We start from the raw sequence: 17,546 nt of genomic DNA, 5'->3' as shown, positions 1-17,546 counted from the left end.
CCCGCTTCCTGCGCGAAGAGATGTACGCGGAGTCCGGGGGGTGACGCTAGCCACTCTACGGCGCTTTCGCTCCACGGCAATGGCGGAAACCGTCCCAGCGCCTTCAGAGCGCTGCTTCCGTCGCGGCGCCCCGCCTTGATTTCCCGGAGGCCCCGGCTTTGCGCTGTTGCAGGTACTTTAGGACAAGATCTGTGGTGTGCTGGAAATGGTCAGATAGCAGCTTGCACGCCTTGGTCGCATCCCGCGCCAGGATGGCATTGACCATGGCCTCATGCTCTGCCGCCACGTCGCGGCTGCGCTCGGCCTTTGGTGCAGCCAGGGACAAAAAGCGATAGCGCGCGGTCTGGTCCCTCAGCACGCGCGAGAATCGGCGCATCCAGGGCGAGCGGCAACCGGCGATCAGCACTTCGTGAAACGCAGCGTGGGCGGTTTCCCATTCGGGATTCATGACGCCCCCCTGACCACGCAGCACCATCGGAATGCGCGTGAGGCGATGGTGAGCGGCAATCACTTCGGATTCCCAAGCGATATCGGCCGATTCAATGGCATCGCGCAAGGCCGCAGTCTCGATCTGCTGCCTGACCCGCGTGACATCCAGCAATTCGTCCGTCGACAGTTCCGCAACACGGAAACCCTTCTGGTCGATGGCCAGCACGAAGCCCGTCGTGCACAGGCGCGAAAGCGCCTCGCGCAGCGGAATGACGCCGGCCTGATAGCGGTCGGCCAGTTCCTTCAGGCGCAGCTTGCTGCCGGCGGGCAGCTTGCCATTGATGATGTCTTCGCGCACGGCCTGCTCAAGGACCGATGCCCAGGTCCGCCCGCCCAGGTCGGGCGGGACGGCGGCGGTATCGTCGTTGACTGCCATGTTTGCTGACTTGGCTGGCACGGTTGCGTCTCGCAGAATGATAGATAGTGGCATTCATTATATATATTCCTGTCGACTTACCGATATCGCAGCCGTGCGTCAGGAGCCACCCCGCGCAGACGGCAAGAGCAGTTTCGACGAGACTGGCAAGGCCTCCAGCCCGAAGCGCTGCCGCACCCATCCCCACAGTCCCTGCGGAAAGAGCAGGGTGACCAGGATGGCGGTGGCGCCCAGGCCAATCAGGTAGCCGGTACCGTACTGGCCGAACCATCGATCCAGCGCCCAGAACAGGCAGGCGCCCACCAGCGGGCCTTCGATCGTGCCGATGCCGCCTACCACCACCATGAAGATGGCAAAGGCGGTCCAGTCCACCGCGAAGGCGGCGTCGGGGGAGATCCGCAGGTTGCCGATAAAGTAGAGCGCACCGGCGAGTCCCGCGCCGCCGGCGCAAACGACATAGATGACGTAGCGCGACTGGCGTACGTTGATGCCGTGCGAGGCGCTGGCCAGCGGTGCGTCCTTGATGGCGCGCAGGGCCAGCCCATGCCGCGTCGACAGCAACAGGTGGACGCCGAACAGGCCGCAGGCGGCCGCGGCCAGCGTCATCCAGTACACCAGTGCTTCGCGGGTTGCGCTGTCGAACTCGGCAAGCCCGAGCAGGCTGGTTCCGGTGCCGCCACCGAGCCATGGCATGTTGGCGATCGTCAGCCGCGCCAGTTCGGCAAGCGCCCACGTGCCGATCGCGAAATACCCGCCATGGAGGCGGAAGGCAATCGGTGCGACCAGGGCTGCCGCAGCGGCGGCCGCCAGCGCCGACAGCGGTACCGACCAGAACGGGTCGAGGCCGGCATTGTTCGACAGGGCCACGATGGCGTATCCGCCCAGCCCGAAGAAGGCCTGTTGTCCCACGGACACCATGCCGGCGAATCCGGCCAGCAGGTTCCACATGGCAGCAAAGACAAAGTAGCAGCCGATGCGCGTCAGTTCGCGCATCCATGCGGGGTCGCCCCAGGCCGGCAGCGTGGCTGCCGTCAGCAACAATGCCAGCAGCAAGCCATAGCTGGCATAGCCGGCGCGGGTCATCCGAAGCACCCGCCATGCCGGTTCGGCCTGCAGTAGCCCGGAAGGGGGGATGGCGGTCGTATCGATGTGTTCCATGTTTTCAGTCCCTGGTTTGGGGAAGAAGTCCCTGCGGCCGCACCAGCAATGTCAGCAGGAAGACGAGATGGCCGAACCACGTGCCCCAGCCCGGATCGAAGTACATGCCGACGGACTGCGCCACGCCAATCAGCGCCGCGCCCAGCCAGGCGCCCCAGAACGAGCCCATGCCGCCGACGATGACCGCCTCGAAGGAGAACAGCAGCAGGCTGGGTCCGTCGGCCGGCGACACCGTGGTGCGCATGCCTTGCAGCACGCCCGCGGCGGCGATCAGCATGAAGGCGATGGCGGTCGCCAGGCCATACACGTGGCGGGCATCCAGGCCGGTCAGCTGCGCGGCTTCCGGGTCATCGGAGACCGCGCGGAAGGCGCGGCCGATCGCCGTGCGCGTCATCATGGCCTGCAGGCCCGCGGTGGCCAGCAATGAGAAGGCGAAGACGAACAGTGGCAAGGCGCCAATGGACAGGTCTTGCGTCACCTGCAGGGCCACGAGGTTGAGTCCGCCTGCGTCGATGGAGCGCGGGTCCGACGTGAACACGGCAAGCAGGACGTTCTGGATCACGATGGAGAGCCCGAAGGTGACGACCAGCGCGGGCAGCGGGTCGCGCGACAGCACCCGGTTGAGCAGCGCACGCTGCAGCACGTAGCCGAGCGGGAAGAACAGGCCCACCACCAGCACGGCAGCGGCAAGCGCGGACCAGCCGCTGGCAAGCATCGCGGCGATGGCCGCGAACGCCGCCAGCACGAGGCAGTCGCCGTGGGCGATATTGGTCAGCCGCATGACGCCATACATCAGCGCCAGTCCGAGCGCAAACAGGGCGTACACGCTGCCGAGCAGCAGTCCCTGGATCAGTACATCTGTCAGTAGCATGGCTTACCTCAGCAGCCGAAATAGGCTTGTGTGATTTCCGCGGCAGACAGCGCGTCGGCACGCCCGGAAAGCGTGACCCGGCCCCGCTGCAGGCAATAGAGTCGCTCGCTGACCCTGCATGCCGTGGACAAGTCCTGTTCCACCACCACGACGGTGGTCCCGTCCTGGCCGACTGCCGCGAGCGCCGCATAGACTTCGCGTACCACGGCCGGCGCGAGACCGAGCGAGATTTCGTCGCACAGCAGCAGCCGTGGATTGCCCATCAGCGCGCGACCGATGGCCACCATCTGCTGCTGGCCGCCCGACAACGAGGTGGCCGGCACCGTGCGCTTGTCCTTCAGCGCTGGGAACAAGGCGTACACGCGTTGGAGATCCCACGGCCCGGTCCGGCCGGTGTGCTTTCCCATCAGCAGGTTTTCCTGCACCGACAAGCTGGGGAACAGCCTGCGGCCTTCCGGGACCAGGCTGATTCCCGCTCGCGCCGTTGCGGCGGCACCGATCCCGCCGATGGCGGCATCCCCGAATCGCACCGCGTCCGCCTGGACCGGCAGCAGCCCGACGATCGATTTCAGCAAGGTGGACTTGCCGGCGCCATTGGTCCCGATGACCGAGACGATTTCGCCGGGGTAGACGTCCATGTCGACCCCGTGCAGGGCCTGTAAGTCGCCGTAGCGGCTCGACAATGCCCTGACTTGCAGGATGGCGTTCATGTGCCGTGCTCCTCGGTTCCCAGGTAGATCTGCCGGACCTTCGGATCGGCCATCACGGCATCGGGCTTGCCGTCGCAGACGATTTCGCCGAAGTTCAGCACCACCAGACGGTCCGCCACCTTCATCAGGGCATGCAATACATGCTCGATCCATACGATGGTGATGCCCGACTGCTTCAGCATCTGCAGTTCGGAAACCAGCAGCGCGGCCTCCGCCTCGGTCAGGCCGCCGGCGATTTCGTCGAGCAGCAGCAGCGTGGGCGAGGTGGACAGCGCGCGAGCCAGTTCCAGGCGTTTGCGATTGAGCAGCGTCAGCGTGCCGGCAGGCTGGTTCGCCAGCTCCAGCATGCCGCTCATGCGCAGCGCGTCGACCGCGCGCGCCTGCGCGGCGCGCGCCCCCAGCCCCGCGCCGAAGCGTGCCGCGGTGAGGCAGTTCTCGAATACCGTCATCGATCCGAACGGGCGGGGAATCTGGTACGACCTGCCGATGCCCAGCCGCGCCCGCTCATGCGCGGGCCGGCTGGTCACGTCGGCACCATCGAAGACAACGGTGCCACTGTCCGCGGCAACATCGCCGCTGATCAGGTTGAACAGCGTCGTCTTGCCGGCCCCGTTGGGACCGAGGATGCCGACCGTCTCGCCACGCCGGACCGACAGCGAGACGCCCCGGGTGACATGGATGGCGCCGTAGTGCTTGCTGACGCGCCGCAGTTCCAGTGCTGACATGAGTGCCTCACTTCAGCGGGAACGCCGCCTTGAGCCAGAACGCATCGCCGGCCGCGCGATTTTCGACGCCGAGCTCCTTTTGCCACTTCAGCGTGAGGAACCAGCCCTTGCCGCTGTCATACTTGACCGACGGGCCGATGGCGAAGGCCTGGCCGCGTCGGCCCGGCAGCGTTTGTCCCTCCTGCTTGTCGTCCGTAATCTGCTTGTAGAGATATCCGCCTACGCCGGCGACCCAGTGCGGTGACACGCCCCAGCCAACGGCATAGTCGGCATGGAGTTCCTGCCCGGAACGGTATCCGGTATCGCGATTGCGGGTGTTGATGGCCCACATCGCCTTGAAGTCGAGGTTCAGTCCGTCCGGCTTGACGCGGGAGATGGCGATGACAGGTTCGACCGCCCAGTAGTTGCGCCCGATGTTGGCGAGATCGTTCCGGTCGTAACGGCCGGTCGGCGCATAGATGTCGAGCGCATAGACGACATGCCACTCGGGCGAATAGTGATAGCCGATGCCAGTGCCAAACGTGATGTCGCCAAGGCCCGACCTGGACTGCGCGGTGCCATTCACGCCGACCTTGAGATCGACCAGCGGCGCGATCGCATGCAGCACGATATCGCCGCCAAGGAATTTCTGTCCGGGTACCCAGACGATGCGCGGGGCAATGGCGCTTGCGCGCACCGAGAAGTCCACCGGCACGCGGTTGCCATCGCCATCCATCAGGCGATCCGCGCGGTAGTGGCTGGCAAATACCTGGCCATAGAGGCCGGGCGGCGGCAAGGCGCCGGTCATGTAGTTCTCGGCGCCATGCGGGTAGATCGAGCCACCGTTCTCGGTGGCCATGCACGCGGCACTGGCGGCGACGAGCGTCGCCGCAGTCCAGGCTTTCATCCTGACTGACATGCAGTCTTCCTCCAATTGTGTGTTCTTCGGGCGAGGGGCGGCCGGCGGGCAAGCCCCGGCTTTGGCATCAGAGCGGGATCAGCTTTCCGCCAAGCGGTACTTGCGGCGAGCTTTCGTTGCTGACGACGGTCAGTTCGAACCTGCGCTTGGCACCGCGCTTCCATTGGCCGCCGACCAGCCCGGTCTTGGCGACATTGCTGACCGGGCCACCCTGCCAGCGGATCGGGCCGACCACGGTGTCGAGGTTGGTCTGGGCGAGCGCATCCCGGATCGAGGCGCGGTTGCCCGGATCGCGGGCGCGCCGGATGACGTCGACCGCCACCTCGAGCAAGGCATGCACGAAGCCGATCGGCTGGGTCCATTGCCGCCCGGTGGACTGCTCGTATTGGCCCGCCAGGTCAGCGGCGCTCTGGGCGGTCAGTGACGACCGGTACGGATGCCACGGCGTCCACCAGACCTCCGTGGTGATGCCCTCGGCCAGGTCGCCCAGCGCTTCGACGGTGGTGGGATACAGCATGGCCTTTGCTACGGAGATCACCCTGGGGCGGAAGTTCTGCTGGCGTGCCTGGGTCAGGAAGGTCTTCATGTCAGGCGGGATGACGACTCCGGTGACGATGTCCACCGACTCGCGCCGGAACGCCGACAGGTGCGACGCGAACGATTGCGTCATGTTCTGGTAGCGGCCGGGATCGACCAGTGCAAAGCCCTTGCGCGCGAGCGCCGGCGGCAAGCCAAGCTTGCGATCGCCCCAGGCGTTGCCATCGCTGTCGTTGGGAAAGAGGCCGCCGACCTTTTTATTGGTCGCGGCCATGGCCCACATATTGGTGAAGACGTCGATGACGTCTTCCAGGCCCCAGAAGAAGTGATAGGTCCACTTGAAGCCGCGCTCCGCCGTGCCGCCGCGGCCGAAATACCAGGGTTGCCACGGTGCCATCGTCGAGATGCAGGGAACGCCGTTCAGCTCGCAGGCGTCCGAGACCGGATTGGTGGTCTCGGGTGTCGACGACACCACCATCAGGTCGACCTTGTCCTTCAGGATCAGCGCGTTGGCGACTTCGCCGGCGCGGTTCGGGTTGGACTGGCTGTCGCGCAGCAGGATCTCGACCCGCGCTGCGCCACGCTTTTCCAGTGTCGGCATGACCTGCTGGATGCTCCACCGGTCGGCCTCGCCGAATGCGGCGAGCGGGCCGGTCTGCGGCGAGACCAGGCCAATGCGGATGGTGCGGGACGGCTGCGCCATCAAGGGCGAACCGACCGTGGCGGCGGCCAGCGTTGCCGCCGACGCCCGCAGCAGTTTCCGACGCGATGCGTTGATGTGATTCATGTCTTCCTCCATGTTCGCGCCTGGTCTTGTGTGTCTTTTTTCAGGCGCATGCTCCCCTGGCGCCGGGGCAGGCCCGGGACCATTGGCTGACGCTGTGGAAAAAGGGCGCGGCTGGCGGATGCCGCCGCGGGCCCTTACGCGGTAAGCCTGTGTGGGACGCCGTCAGGCGGCGCGCCGGCAGCCGGTGGCATCCGGTGCGCGGCCCAGGATGCCGTGCATGGCATCGGACAGCGACTGTTCCGCTTGCGCGCCCAGCTCCTGCCGGCGCCAGCCGACGAAGCGGTCCGGCCGCACCAGGATCGCGCCCGAGTCCGAGATGCCGCGCAGCCGGCTCCAGGTGCCATAGACGTCGTGGGCATCGCAGTTGGGGCCGCCGATGCTGACAACGTCGATCCCGACACCGAGGCGGTCCGACAGCCGGGCCGCGATGTCCTTCCAGGCCTGTCCGCCGATGCCGGTTAGCAGCGTGAAGCGGCCGTGGCCGACCAGGTCCAGGGTCGACACACGGGCCTTGCGATGCTCCAGCCACGCATGGGGCACCACGCCGCCCGGCGAGGTGCTCGGGTGGTAATAGAGTTCGGGATCGCGGGCGGCGGGCTCGCGGGGCAGGCCATCGGGCACCACGGCCGACGATTGGTAGACCTGCCCGAGTTCGACGCCATGGCAATTGAACTGGTAGTTCTGCAGCTCGACCGCCTCCTGCAGCGCGGTTCTCCGCGCGCGGCCGGTCTCGGTATCGCTGAACAGCTCATTGACGTTGGCCCAGCCCTCGGCCTCGCTCTGGCCCGGGCCGAAGCCGAGTGCCCTGGCGATCGGCAGCATGTCCTGTACCGATTTCATGGCGCGGTCGACGACCTGGCGGGCCACCGGCTGGCGCTCGGCCGAGTAGGTGTCGAGCAGGGAGTCATCCGCATTGCCGCGGATCACGTACGCCAGCTTCCACGCCAGGTTGAACGCATCCTGGATCGAGGTGTTGGTGCCGAGGCCGTTGGCCGGAGGATGGCGATGCGCAGCGTCGCCGGCGATGAAGACCCTGCCCTTGCGCATGGTCCGCGCCGCCACATGGTTGATCTGCCATTTGCTGACCGCCTTGACCTTGATGGGCAGGGAGTCGTCGCCAATGGTGGCGCGGGCGCGGCGGATCACGGCCTCCTCGCTGAGATCGGGCTCGCCCTGCGCCGGGTCGTACATGAACAGCAGTACCCATTCGTTCCAGGGGCGCACGCAGATGTAGGTGCCGCTGCCGACCCAGTAGTCGTTGCCGGGCTGCGTCATCCAGTACAGCACGCCGGGACGGTGTTCGCAGTATTTGGCGAGATCGACTTCGAGCCAGCAGTTGACCGCCGCGCCGAGGCCCATCTTTCCTTCCATCTCGAAACCGCACTGCGGCACCACGGTGCTCGCCCCACCGTCGGCGCCGATCACGTAGCGTGCCTTGACCCGGATGGTTTCGTCGGTCACGCGATCCTTCAGGATGGCCGTCACTTCGTCATTGTCCTGGCTGATTTGCGTCAGTTCCGTGTTGAACAGGAACTCCGCGCCGCGCTCGCGCGCGCACGCCAGGATTTCGGGTTCCAGCAGGTGCTGCGGCGCATTGCACATCTCGGAGGGACTCGCCAGCGCATAGTCGGCCTTGCGCTGTTCCGAACTGCCCCAGGTCTGCAGCCGCGCGATCTCGGTGCCGGCAAAGCTGGTGGCCCAGATGTTGTTGCTCATCAGCGCATTGGGCGTGGCAAGCTGGCGCACGCGCTCCTCGATGCCCAGGTCGCGCAGTACTTCCATCGTGCGCTGGTTGGTGATGTGCGCGCGCGGGGAATTTGCCGTGCCCGCGTATTTCGTGATGGTGAGCGTGCGAATGCCATAGGTCGCAAGCAGGGCCGTGGCGGTCAGTCCAGACGGTCCTGCGCCGACAACCAGGACGGGTACTTCAATGGTTTTCAACTTCGTCTCCTCTCGATTTGTATTGGTGGATGCCTCAGCGGGTCGATTCGTCGACGATCGGGTTTGACAGCGTGCCAATCCCTTCGATGCTGACTTCGCAGAGGTCGCCATCGCGCATCAGCAGCCGCGGGCTGCGCGCCCAGCCGATACCGGATGGCGTGCCCGCCACGATGACGTCTCCCGGTTCCAGCGTGATCGCCTCGCTGATGATCGAGATCAGCGACGGCACGTCATGCAGCATGTCGGAAGTGTTGGCGGACTGGACCACCTGCCCGTTGAGCCGGGTCTCCAGGCTCAGGCCGACGGCACCCGCCGGCAGCTCGTCGGCGGTCACGAGGATCGGGCCAAAGCCACCGGTGGCATCGAAGTTCTTGCCCACCGTCCATTGCGGCGACTTGAACTGATACTCGCGCACCGAGCCGTCGTTGAAGATGGAGTACCCGAACACGTGGGAGAGGGCGTTCTCGCGTGCGATATGCTTGCCGCCCTTGCCGATGATGACCGCGAGTTCGCCTTCGAAGTCCAGCGAGTCGCTCGCCTGCGGTCTGACGATGGCGCCGCCATGCCCCACCAGGCTGGTTGGCACGCGCAGGAACAGCGTCGGGTAGTCCGGCTGCTCGTAAGGCGACTCCTTGGTGTGGTCGGCATAGTTGAGGCCGACGCAAAGAATCTTGCGCGGATTGATGACCGGCGGCAGGTAGCTGATCTGCGCGGAGGCCGGCACGGGCGTCGCCTCGGACGCCAGGTTGCGCCATTGCTCGGGACTCAGGCCCGCGGCAATCAGCGCGCCGGCATCGATGCCGGCCGACAGGGGCAGGACGGCGATTCCCTGGTCGGACACGATGCCCACGCATTGCTGGCCATCGAGCCGTAACGTTGCCAATTTCATATCGAACTCCTGTGTGGATCAATGCCGTTGTCTGGAACGGCTTAAAGATATAAATAAAGAAAAATGTATATATTCAGGCGCGAGACGAGCGAACCGCAAACTCGCATCCTGCTGTTGCAGGCGCCGAGCTAGTGGCGTTGCTTGCCCGGCGTTTCAGGCTTCGGTGTTGTGCACGAAATCCGCAGGAACATCGGGACCCCACTGGTACAAGGAGTCCTCCGGGGGGAAATCGCCGGCTGGCCAGGTTTGCCCGGCGGCGATGTAGTCGATGTCGGCCGAATACTCGAAGAACGAGCCCCAGGGATCGCGCACATAGAAGAAGTAGTTGGACCCCAGCACATGGCGGCCAGTCCCCCAGCCAGCGGGATAGCCGGCGGCGGCCATCTGGCTGGCGCCCTGGCCGACTTCGTTGACGTTGGCGACGTCCCACGCGGAGTGGTGCCAGCCTTTGGCCGAACTCTTGACCAGCGCCAGCAGATGGTGGTCGCTGCCGTGGGGTGCATGGGTGAAGGCGATCAGGTCACCGGAGCGGTCGGAAAGGCGCAGACCGATGGCATCGCGATAGAAGTCCAGCGCCCTGCCCACGTCGGGCGAGAACATCAGCACGTGAGAAAGGCGTCGCGGCCGGATCTGGAGTACCTGGCTGCGCGGCGCCGAGCCGCGCACGCCGGCAGGCGTACTCTCGATGCGCATCACTGACTTGCCGCTCGGGGAGGTCTTGGGGCCCGCCTTGACCTGGACCAGGTTGCCGTCCGGGTCGAAGAACCACACGCCTTCGCGGCTGCCAAAGCCCGCGTCGTCAACGAACTCCACGCCACGCGCCGCGAGCTGTTGCCGGATGCCCGCGAGTTCTCCCTCGAAGCAATTGAAGCTGAGGTACGCGAGCCGCTTGCGTTCCCCCTGGTACACCCGCGCCCAGCGATGCTGGTCGGCGGCAAATACGTCGAGGCAGTCACCGTTGCGCAGCACGGTCAGTCCGAACGACAGCAGGAAGTGTTCGGCGACGGCCAGGTCAGGCACTTCCAGCGCGAAGTGGTCGATGGAATGTACCGCATGACGGGCTGGTGTCCGCGGTTCGTCAGGAAGTGGCCGGTCGTTGGCCTGGCTGCTTTCCATCCTTTGTCTCCAAGTTGTTCTGGTGTTGATCAGGCTTCATGCCGAGCCCTGTGCGCGTCGTCTGGGATAGGACGATGCAGATGCTCTGCCGCGCATAAAACCTATACTAAAGCAAAAAATATATAAAAACAACGTTTGACTATGATGTTGTCGGATCAACCGGCGCGCTCGTCACTCTGTTGCGAAGGTGAGCCAGGACATCCCCGGGATGTCGGTTGACCGGTGCGGCGTATCGACGGGCGAAGGCCATCGCGCCGCGTCGGTGCCATCGGCACCGCTGTCATGCCTGGCCGCTGAACACGGGCAAATGCGTCGCTGCTTCCTGCGCCGCATGCGTATTGTTGTGCGACTTCACGCTATTCGGCCGACGGTCCCACGCCTTCATTGTTTGAATATATATATTCGTAGGGTTAACGATGCTTTAAATGAATAGATATGAAGAAGTGTTTTATATATATTTCTCGGCGGGCGTCCCAGCATGGCAACAGGCAATCGAAGTACGCCGTGTCATGCATGGCAATGGTCAGGAAGAGCGGCGCGAGCGCGCTCGTCGCCTGCGCCGACGTCGTTGTACGGCCGCGTTCTGGCCGGTTGATCCATTGCGCAGCACAGAGAGTCACGCATGAAGCAAATCTTCAAGACATTGATTTCCGGCCTGCCATTGATGGTGATCGGCGGCCTGCTTTACGCCGGCCTGTTCATCAAGCCCAAGCCCTCCGGGGTCAACCTTCCGCCTCCGCTGTTCCAGCGTGATGACATGTTCTTCGGCATTACCCGCGGTCCGGCGAACACGGCGTGGCTGGTCGGCGCGCATGGCCGGGTGCTTCACAGCCGGGATGCGGCAAAGACCTGGCAGCCGCAGGTTTCCAACGTAAGCGCCACTCTCCAGGACGTCGCCGCATGGGATGCACTGCATGTGGTGGCGGTGGGCGACGACGGCGTCGTGGCCATTACGCAGGACGGGGGCGACAGCTGGCGCCAGGTGGAGGCACCGCGGTCGCGCATCGCGAACAAGCTGGTGCGGGTCAAGGCGATGCCGAACGGACAGGCGTGGGCCGTCGGCGAGGGCGGTGCCACGTTGCGCACGCTCGACCACGGCGCGAGCTGGACGCGCGTCGGCGCGCAGGAAGACGTCGCGTGGAACGACATTGCCGTGCTTGGACGGCACGCGTGGCGCGTCGGCGAATTCGGCCGGATCGAATATTCGACGGACGACGGCGCGAACTGGCAGGCGCAGCAGACCCCTGCCAAGGCAAGCCTGACCGCGGTGGCCTTTCGCGATGCGCAGCATGGCGTCACCGTCGGCCTTGGCGGCACGGTCCTGACCACCAGCGACGGCGGCCAGCACTGGCGCGTCGAGACCCGTGCAACGGAAGAGCACCTGTTCGACGTCATCTGGGACGGCGGCCGCTGGCTCGCCACCGGCGACAAGGGCGTGGTCCTGCTGGGCGATGCCGCGGGACGGCCCTGGCGCGCCACGCGCGCGGCGCCCGGTGACCGCACCTGGCACACCAGGGTGGCCGCGGACGACACCCATTACTACTTCAGCGGCACGCAGCCGCTGGTGACAAACAAGCAGGCGCTGTAGCGCACGCGGTGCCAACAGCCAAGGAGGAGGCGGTGAACAAATTGTTTTCCAATCAGCTTGAACGCTTTGTCGATCTGTGCCTGCGACGGCGCGCGTACGTGGTGGCGATCTTCGTGCTGCTGACGGCGGTGATGGCAGCATTCGCCGCGCGCGTCAGCATCCGCACGGTGTTCGACGACCTGCTGCCGCAAGGCCACGCCTACATCAAGGTGCACAACGAGTTCCGGCAGGCATTCGGCAGTTCCAACATGGTCAGCATCATGCTTGAGGCCGAGCGGGGCGACATCTTCGATCCCGCGCTGCTGGGCAAGGTCAGGGCGATCACCACCGCGCTGCAGCAGGTCGACGGTGTCAACCAGTTCCAGATCGTTTCGCTGGCTTCGAAGAAGCTCAAGGAGATCCGCGGCTCGACCGATGCCATCGAGATGCGGCCGCTGATGTGGCCCGACGTGCCGGACACGCCGGCTGGCCTGGCGGCGTTGCGCGAAGCGGTGCTGAACAATCCGCTGGTCTATGGCGCCTACGTATCGAAAGACCTGAAGTCGACGCTGATCACGGTGGACTTCTACGAGGGCGCGGCCGACTACCGCAAGATCTTCCCGCAGGTGATGAAGATCGCCGACGCGCAGCGCGGCGACGGCGTGGTGGTGCGCGTGGTCGGCGAGCCCATCCTGTACGGCTGGGTGAACCACTACCTGCCGGAGACGCTGAATATCTTCCTGGTCACGGTGGCCTGCCTGGTCGCGTTGCTGTTCATCGCGGCGCGCACCTGGCGCGGGACCCTGCTGCCGCTCCTGGCCGGACTGACCAGTGCCGTGTGGGCGCTGGGATCGGCCAGCCTGATCGGCTACAACCTGGACCCGCTGGTGATCGTGATTGCCTTCCTGATTACCGCGCGGGCGATCTCGCATTCGGTGCAACTGGTATCGCGCTTCGATGACGAACTCGCTGCCGGCGCTCCCACCACCGTGGCGGCGGCGCGGGCGGCGATGCTGCAGCTGTTCAAGCCCGGCATGCTCGGCGTGCTGGCCGATGCGGGCTGCATGATCGTGGTCGTTCTCACGCCGATCCCGCTGATGCACAAGGTCTCCATCATCGGCTCGGTATGGGTGATGACGATTGCGGTGACGGCCTGCGTGATGACGCCGGTACTGCTGTCGTGGATCCGCCGTCCCCAGGGCCATGCGCATCCGATCGACGTGTCGCCGGTCCTGCGCGGCATCCTGTCGTGCGCCGTGCGCGTCGTGACATCGAAAGCCCGCTACGCCGTGCTCGCCGGCGCCGCGCTGCTGTTCGTCGCATCCGGCCTCTATGCATTCAACCTGACCGTGGGCGACGCCGAGCCGGGCTCGCCCATTCTCTGGCCGGACGCGGTCTACAACCGCGACGCGGCCGCGGTCAACCGGCAGTTCCAGGGTGCCGATCGCATGTATGCCGTGGTGTCGGGCGCCACGCCCGGTGCCATCAAGGATCCCGAGGTCTTGCGGACCATGAGCGAGATGCAGCGCTATATGGCGGCGCAGCCGGAAATCGGCGGCAGCGTCTCGGTGGCCGACGTCATTCCCGCGGTCAAGCGAGTGCTGCGCGAAGGCAATCCGCGCTACCAGGACCTGGGCGGCACCGCGCAGGAGAACGGCGAACTGCTCTATATGCTTGCCTCGGGTTCGGACCCGGGCGACATGACCCGGCTGCTGGACGCGCAAGCCCGCAATGCCTCGGTCACCTTCTTCTTCCGCGACCACCGCGGCGAAAGCGTCCGCACCGCGATCGAGCGCCTGAAGACCTTCATCGCCGAACATCCGCTGGAGAAGGTGCAGTATCAGCTCGCCGGCGGGCTCGTCGGCGTGCTCGCCGCCGTCAACGAAGTGATCCTGGCCGGCCAGATCGAGAGCATCGCGCTGGCATTGCTGGTGCTGATTATCTGCTGTGCGGTGGCCTATCGCTCCACCATGGCCGGACTGTTCTTCATGGTGCCGGTGGTGCTCTCCAACACCGTCACGTTCAGCTACATGGCATGGAAGGGCATCGGCATGAACCTCAGCACGCTGCCGGTGGCCGCGCTTGGCATCGGGCTCGGCGTGGACTACGCGTTCTATATCGTCGATGGCATCCGCGAAGAGCTGGAGCACGATGACGACCTGGTGCGCGCCATCGTCAATTCCCTGGCCACCGCGGGCAAGGGCGTGCTGGTCACGGCCCTGACGCTGACCGTCAGTGTGGTGCTGTGGTGCACCTCTTCCCTCCGGTTCCAGGCGGACATGGGCATCCTCATGGCGCTCTGGCTCTGCATCTCCGCCGTCAGCGCGCTGTTCCTGATGCCGGCGATGGTCTACGTATTCCGGCCACGCTTCATCGTGGGCCCAGCGTCGCCCGTCCGGGCCGCGCCTGTTGCCGATGTGCCATTGAAGCGGGCCGCCTGACGCTGTCAGCGGACATGCCGGGGGCATGTCCCGCGCAATAAAAATCAACAGTGGAGGAGACACCATGATGCAAGGAGGAAGGCTGCCCGTGCGGCGGCCGGGACACGCCGCGCCGGCGCTGAAACGCATTCCCGCCCTATTGCTTGGCCTTGGCATTGGCCTTGCCCCGGCCGCAGCCATGGCGGCGAACACAGAAACGCCAGAACCGACGCGCGTCGCCAGCACCGTCGCCCAGGCGTCCACGGCGGCAGCCGAGCCGGCCACGCCCGTGGACGAACGAGCGCGGCTTCTTTCACGGCTTCCACTTCGGCGGTTATGCCCGCACCTGGGCGTCCTGGAACCTGGAGGATCATCCGGAGATCCCGCAACGCAGCGCGGGTTCCCTGCAGATGCTGCGCGGGTCGCTGTCACTGAATGCCGAGGCAACGACCGGGCCGCTGAAGTGGAAGGCCATAGGACGCGCCGACAAGGAGGTCAATACCTTGTACCAGCGCGATCTGGAGGAGGCCAATCGCAGGAACTCTCCGGGAGGCCCGGGCAGCAACCTGATGAGGCAGTACGACAAGGCTGAGCTGCGTGAGCTCTATGTCGACATGGATCCGACGGAGCGCTTGCACCTGCGACTGGGCAAGCAGCAAGTGGTGTGGGGCGAGACCGATTTCTTCCACCCGACCGACCTGATCCATGGCTTTGATTACCGCTGGCGTTCGTTTCTGGAAAGCGACAACGACGAACTCAGAAAACCGCTCTGGCTGATCAACGCCAAGATCGATGTGCCGGAGGCCGACGGCTCGCTGCAACTGGTGCTGCGCCCCGGCATCGATCGCGAGCGCGATATCGGCAACAGCTATGACCTCTACGGCGGCCGCTGGGCCGCGCAGCCGTACAAGGGCGTCGACTTCCTCGCGCCGGGATTCCTGAACTACGACCGCCGCCATCCGGCGGGGGATACCCATAATCCGACCGGAGGCCTGCGCTGGACCGGCCTGGCGGGACCGGTCAACTATGCCATCTCTTACCTGAAGACCTATAAGCCGGACCCGGTGGTGAATTCGGTCTTTGCGCCGTACCAGAAAGCACCAACTGGCGGACTTGGCGATTTCATCTTTCCCAAGATGGATGTGTACGACGTCAGCGTCAGCGGCCAGATCCCCGGCCTGGATGCGGTCGTGACCGGCGAGGTCGCTTACCAGCGCAACGTTGCCTACAACGTCGGCAGCAACTTCATGAATGGGGCGCTGCCGGGCTTTGGCGGGATCATCCGCAAGGATGCCGTGTTGACTACGCTGCGTTTCGACAAGCAACTTCGGCTGATGGAGTGGCTCGGCACAAACCAGGCTTCGTTCTTCTCGGTGCAGATATTCGACACCTGGCTGCCAGGCTACAAGCGCTCCGACGACATCGTCGAGCAGGTTGGCTTTGGGGCCCGGCTGCGCGAGCATACCACGCTGGTCACCTCGTTCATCCAGCTGAATTACCTGAACAGCCGGCTCAATCCCGGCCTGGCCGTCGGCATGGATGTCAGCAACGGCGACGCGTTCGTGATTCCCAGCGTGTCGTTCCAGATCGGCAATCACTGGCGCTTGCTGGCCGAGGCCAATCTCTTCTTCCCCAAGCACACCAGGAAGCCGGGCCAGGTCGAGAGCTCGACGCACACCCTCGGAGACTTCGCACGCAACAGCCAGTTCATGCTGCGGGCGACCTATCAGTTCTGAACCACGACAAGCAAAGGAGACAGGTGATGAGAAATCGCATGAAGGGGCTACAGGCGGCGGTCCTGGCCATGGTGGCCATGGCATGTGGTGTCCGCTCGCGGCAGAACTGCCCGAAGGCACCGTGATCGAGAAAGCCAATCTCGACAAGGTCAGGAACGACACGTTCCAGGGCCACACCATTGCCAGCCTGCTGACCGATAATGGTGGAGTGGCAGATCCGGAACTGGAACCTCAAGCTTCCGCTTTCCCACGCCAAGCCGGTGGCGCTGGACCCGCGCTATCTCGAGGCGACGAAGAAGTATGCCGGGCAGGTGAAATACGATGCCAAGACCAGGGAGGTCTCGGACTGCGGGGTCGCCGGCATTCCATTTCCGGAGGTCACGGCGAATGACCCGGACGCTGGCGAGAAGCTGATCTGGAACTTCTACTACGCATCGCCGGAAGGAGACATCGCCAACAACAAGGCCACCTATCTGCTGATCAGCGGCGACAAGGGGCTGGAACAGACGCAGGACTGGCTGTTTCATGCGGTATTACCTGAAGGGCCGCCTGGGTGGCGAGAACCCCGTGTCCGGCGATGGCAGCACCCTGACCAAGACGCTGTTCGTCGCGACCGCGCCGGAGGATATCCGGGGCCTGGGCACCTTCACCATCCGCTACGACAACGCAAAGCTCGAAGACAGCTGGGCGTATATCCGCTCGGCCCGGCGTACGCGGCGCCTCTCCGGTGGCGCCTGGATGGATCCGATCGGAGGTCTCGACCAGCTCAACGACGACATCTATATCTGGAACGCCCGCCCGTCCTGGTACCGGCAAATCAAGCTGGTCGGCCGCCGCTGGATCCTGGCCAGTTCCGATGCCAGACTGGGCTACAACGCTGCCAAGAAGGGCTCGCCTGATGAGTGGCCCACGGTCGATTTGAAGGAAGCGCCTTACTGGAATCCCGTCCAGAAATGGCAGCCACGCGAGGTCTGGGTGATCGAGGCGACGCCGCCGGCCGAGCATCCGTACAGCAAGAAGATCGTCTATATGGATGTCAAATATCCCCGCCTGTATATGGGCGAGGCCTATGACAAGAAGGGCGAGTTCTGGAAGTTCTTCAACTTCCATATGCGCCCGACGGTGGCGCAGGACGGCATCCGCTACGTCTCGTCGGTGCAGGGCGACACCATCGATTTCAAGGCCAGGCATGCATCGATCTTCCTGTTCCGCGATTACAAGCTGAATGAGAAGTCCATCAAGGAAGGCGATGTCTCGCTGAGCGCGCTCGAAACCATCGCGCGCTAGTCCTGTCTCTGCCGCGCCACCACCTTTGCGACGATACGC

14 protein-coding genes and 1 pseudogene are annotated in these 17,546 nt (G+C 64.9%); 5 read left to right on the top strand and 10 right to left on the bottom strand.

Translation table 11 applies throughout. From position 1 onward, the window contains the following. Positions 1 to 103: 103 nt before the first annotated feature. The 10 genes from ACEI37_RS05275 to ACEI37_RS05230 form a co-directional block, all read right to left on the bottom strand. On the bottom strand, positions 104 to 865 hold the full coding sequence (locus ACEI37_RS05275) for a GntR family transcriptional regulator (protein WP_373377667.1): 762 nt from the start codon (positions 863 to 865) through the stop codon (positions 104 to 106). Positions 866 to 964: 99 nt separating this feature from the next. Continuing rightward, positions 965 to 2,023 (bottom strand): branched-chain amino acid ABC transporter permease, encoded by a 1,059-nt coding sequence (locus ACEI37_RS05270; RefSeq protein WP_373377666.1) that lies wholly within the window; start codon positions 2,021 to 2,023, stop codon positions 965 to 967. Between the two features lie 4 nt (positions 2,024 to 2,027). Continuing rightward, positions 2,028 to 2,894 (bottom strand): branched-chain amino acid ABC transporter permease, encoded by an 867-nt coding sequence (locus ACEI37_RS05265; RefSeq protein ID WP_373377665.1) that lies wholly within the window; start codon positions 2,892 to 2,894, stop codon positions 2,028 to 2,030. Between the two features lie 8 nt (positions 2,895 to 2,902). After that, positions 2,903 to 3,604 carry an ABC transporter ATP-binding protein gene (locus tag ACEI37_RS05260; RefSeq protein ID WP_373377664.1) on the bottom strand — a complete coding sequence of 234 codons (702 nt, stop codon included), beginning with the start codon at positions 3,602 to 3,604 and terminating at the stop codon, positions 2,903 to 2,905. After that, positions 3,601 to 4,329, bottom strand: coding sequence for an ABC transporter ATP-binding protein (locus ACEI37_RS05255; RefSeq protein WP_373377663.1), 729 nt, complete (start codon positions 4,327 to 4,329; stop codon positions 3,601 to 3,603). The genes ACEI37_RS05260 and ACEI37_RS05255 overlap by 4 nt, the downstream gene beginning before the upstream one ends. A gap of 7 nt (positions 4,330 to 4,336) precedes the next feature. Further along, positions 4,337 to 5,242, bottom strand: coding sequence for a transporter (locus tag ACEI37_RS05250; protein WP_373377662.1), 906 nt, complete (start codon positions 5,240 to 5,242; stop codon positions 4,337 to 4,339). Between the two features lie 52 nt (positions 5,243 to 5,294). After that, the gene (locus ACEI37_RS05245; protein ID WP_373377661.1) at positions 5,295 to 6,551 is read right to left on the bottom strand and encodes an ABC transporter substrate-binding protein; all 1,257 of its coding nucleotides are present in this window, start codon (positions 6,549 to 6,551) and stop codon (positions 5,295 to 5,297) included. A 162-nt stretch (positions 6,552 to 6,713) separates the two neighbouring features. Beyond that, positions 6,714 to 8,492 carry an FAD-dependent oxidoreductase gene (locus ACEI37_RS05240; protein ID WP_373377660.1) on the bottom strand — a complete coding sequence of 593 codons (1,779 nt, stop codon included), beginning with the start codon at positions 8,490 to 8,492 and terminating at the stop codon, positions 6,714 to 6,716. A 34-nt stretch (positions 8,493 to 8,526) separates the two neighbouring features. Further along, on the bottom strand, positions 8,527 to 9,381 hold the full coding sequence (locus ACEI37_RS05235; RefSeq protein ID WP_373377659.1) for a fumarylacetoacetate hydrolase family protein: 855 nt from the start codon (positions 9,379 to 9,381) through the stop codon (positions 8,527 to 8,529). A 153-nt stretch (positions 9,382 to 9,534) separates the two neighbouring features. Beyond that, positions 9,535 to 10,497, bottom strand: coding sequence for a VOC family protein (locus tag ACEI37_RS05230; protein WP_373377658.1), 963 nt, complete (start codon positions 10,495 to 10,497; stop codon positions 9,535 to 9,537). Between the two features lie 622 nt (positions 10,498 to 11,119). Here ACEI37_RS05230 and ACEI37_RS05225 point away from each other — a divergent pair. The 5 genes and pseudogenes from ACEI37_RS05225 to ACEI37_RS05205 all read left to right on the top strand — a co-directional run bounded on the left by ACEI37_RS05225 (position 11,120) and on the right by ACEI37_RS05205 (position 17,507). Continuing rightward, positions 11,120 to 12,085, top strand: a complete 966-nt coding sequence (locus tag ACEI37_RS05225) for a WD40/YVTN/BNR-like repeat-containing protein (RefSeq protein WP_373377657.1) — start codon at positions 11,120 to 11,122, stop codon at positions 12,083 to 12,085. A 32-nt stretch (positions 12,086 to 12,117) separates the two neighbouring features. After that, complete coding sequence (locus ACEI37_RS05220) at positions 12,118 to 14,505, top strand: RND family transporter (protein WP_373377656.1); 2,388 nt, start codon at positions 12,118 to 12,120, stop codon at positions 14,503 to 14,505. A 149-nt stretch (positions 14,506 to 14,654) separates the two neighbouring features. Then, positions 14,655 to 16,220, top strand: coding sequence for a DUF1302 family protein (locus ACEI37_RS05215; RefSeq protein WP_373377655.1), 1,566 nt, complete (start codon positions 14,655 to 14,657; stop codon positions 16,218 to 16,220). Positions 16,221 to 16,420: 200 nt separating this feature from the next. Continuing rightward, a pseudogene (locus ACEI37_RS05210) lies at positions 16,421 to 16,708 on the top strand (DUF1329 domain-containing protein); the annotation flags it as partial. Positions 16,709 to 16,745: 37 nt separating this feature from the next. Then, positions 16,746 to 17,507 carry a DUF1329 domain-containing protein gene (locus tag ACEI37_RS05205; protein ID WP_373377654.1) on the top strand — a complete coding sequence of 254 codons (762 nt, stop codon included), beginning with the start codon at positions 16,746 to 16,748 and terminating at the stop codon, positions 17,505 to 17,507. Positions 17,508 to 17,546 lie beyond the last annotated feature (39 nt).

It is taken from the genome of Cupriavidus nantongensis (assembly GCF_041726985.1).
GTDB classification, from domain to species: domain Bacteria; phylum Pseudomonadota; class Gammaproteobacteria; order Burkholderiales; family Burkholderiaceae; genus Cupriavidus; species Cupriavidus nantongensis_A.
Note: the sequence above shows the minus strand (reverse complement) of the source record. Positions and strands in the feature narration are given on the sequence as shown.

Bases quoted from the DNA above. Each gene is read 5' to 3' on its own strand.
- ACEI37_RS05230 (WP_373377658.1), bottom strand. From the start codon at position 10,497: ATGGAAAGCAGCCAGGCCAACGACCGGCCACTTCCTGACGAACCGCGG.
- ACEI37_RS05255 (WP_373377663.1), bottom strand. From the start codon at position 4,329: ATGTCAGCACTGGAACTGCGGCGCGTCAGCAAGCACTACGGCGCCATC.
- ACEI37_RS05225 (WP_373377657.1), top strand. From the start codon at position 11,120: ATGAAGCAAATCTTCAAGACATTGATTTCCGGCCTGCCATTGATGGTG.
- ACEI37_RS05205 (WP_373377654.1), top strand. From the start codon at position 16,746: ATGCGGTATTACCTGAAGGGCCGCCTGGGTGGCGAGAACCCCGTGTCC.
- ACEI37_RS05270 (WP_373377666.1), bottom strand. From the start codon at position 2,023: ATGGAACACATCGATACGACCGCCATCCCCCCTTCCGGGCTACTGCAG.
- ACEI37_RS05245 (WP_373377661.1), bottom strand. From the start codon at position 6,551: ATGAATCACATCAACGCATCGCGTCGGAAACTGCTGCGGGCGTCGGCG.
- ACEI37_RS05260 (WP_373377664.1), bottom strand. From the start codon at position 3,604: ATGAACGCCATCCTGCAAGTCAGGGCATTGTCGAGCCGCTACGGCGAC.
- ACEI37_RS05235 (WP_373377659.1), bottom strand. From the start codon at position 9,381: ATGAAATTGGCAACGTTACGGCTCGATGGCCAGCAATGCGTGGGCATC.
- ACEI37_RS05265 (WP_373377665.1), bottom strand. From the start codon at position 2,894: ATGCTACTGACAGATGTACTGATCCAGGGACTGCTGCTCGGCAGCGTG.
- ACEI37_RS05275 (WP_373377667.1), bottom strand. From the start codon at position 865: ATGGCAGTCAACGACGATACCGCCGCCGTCCCGCCCGACCTGGGCGGG.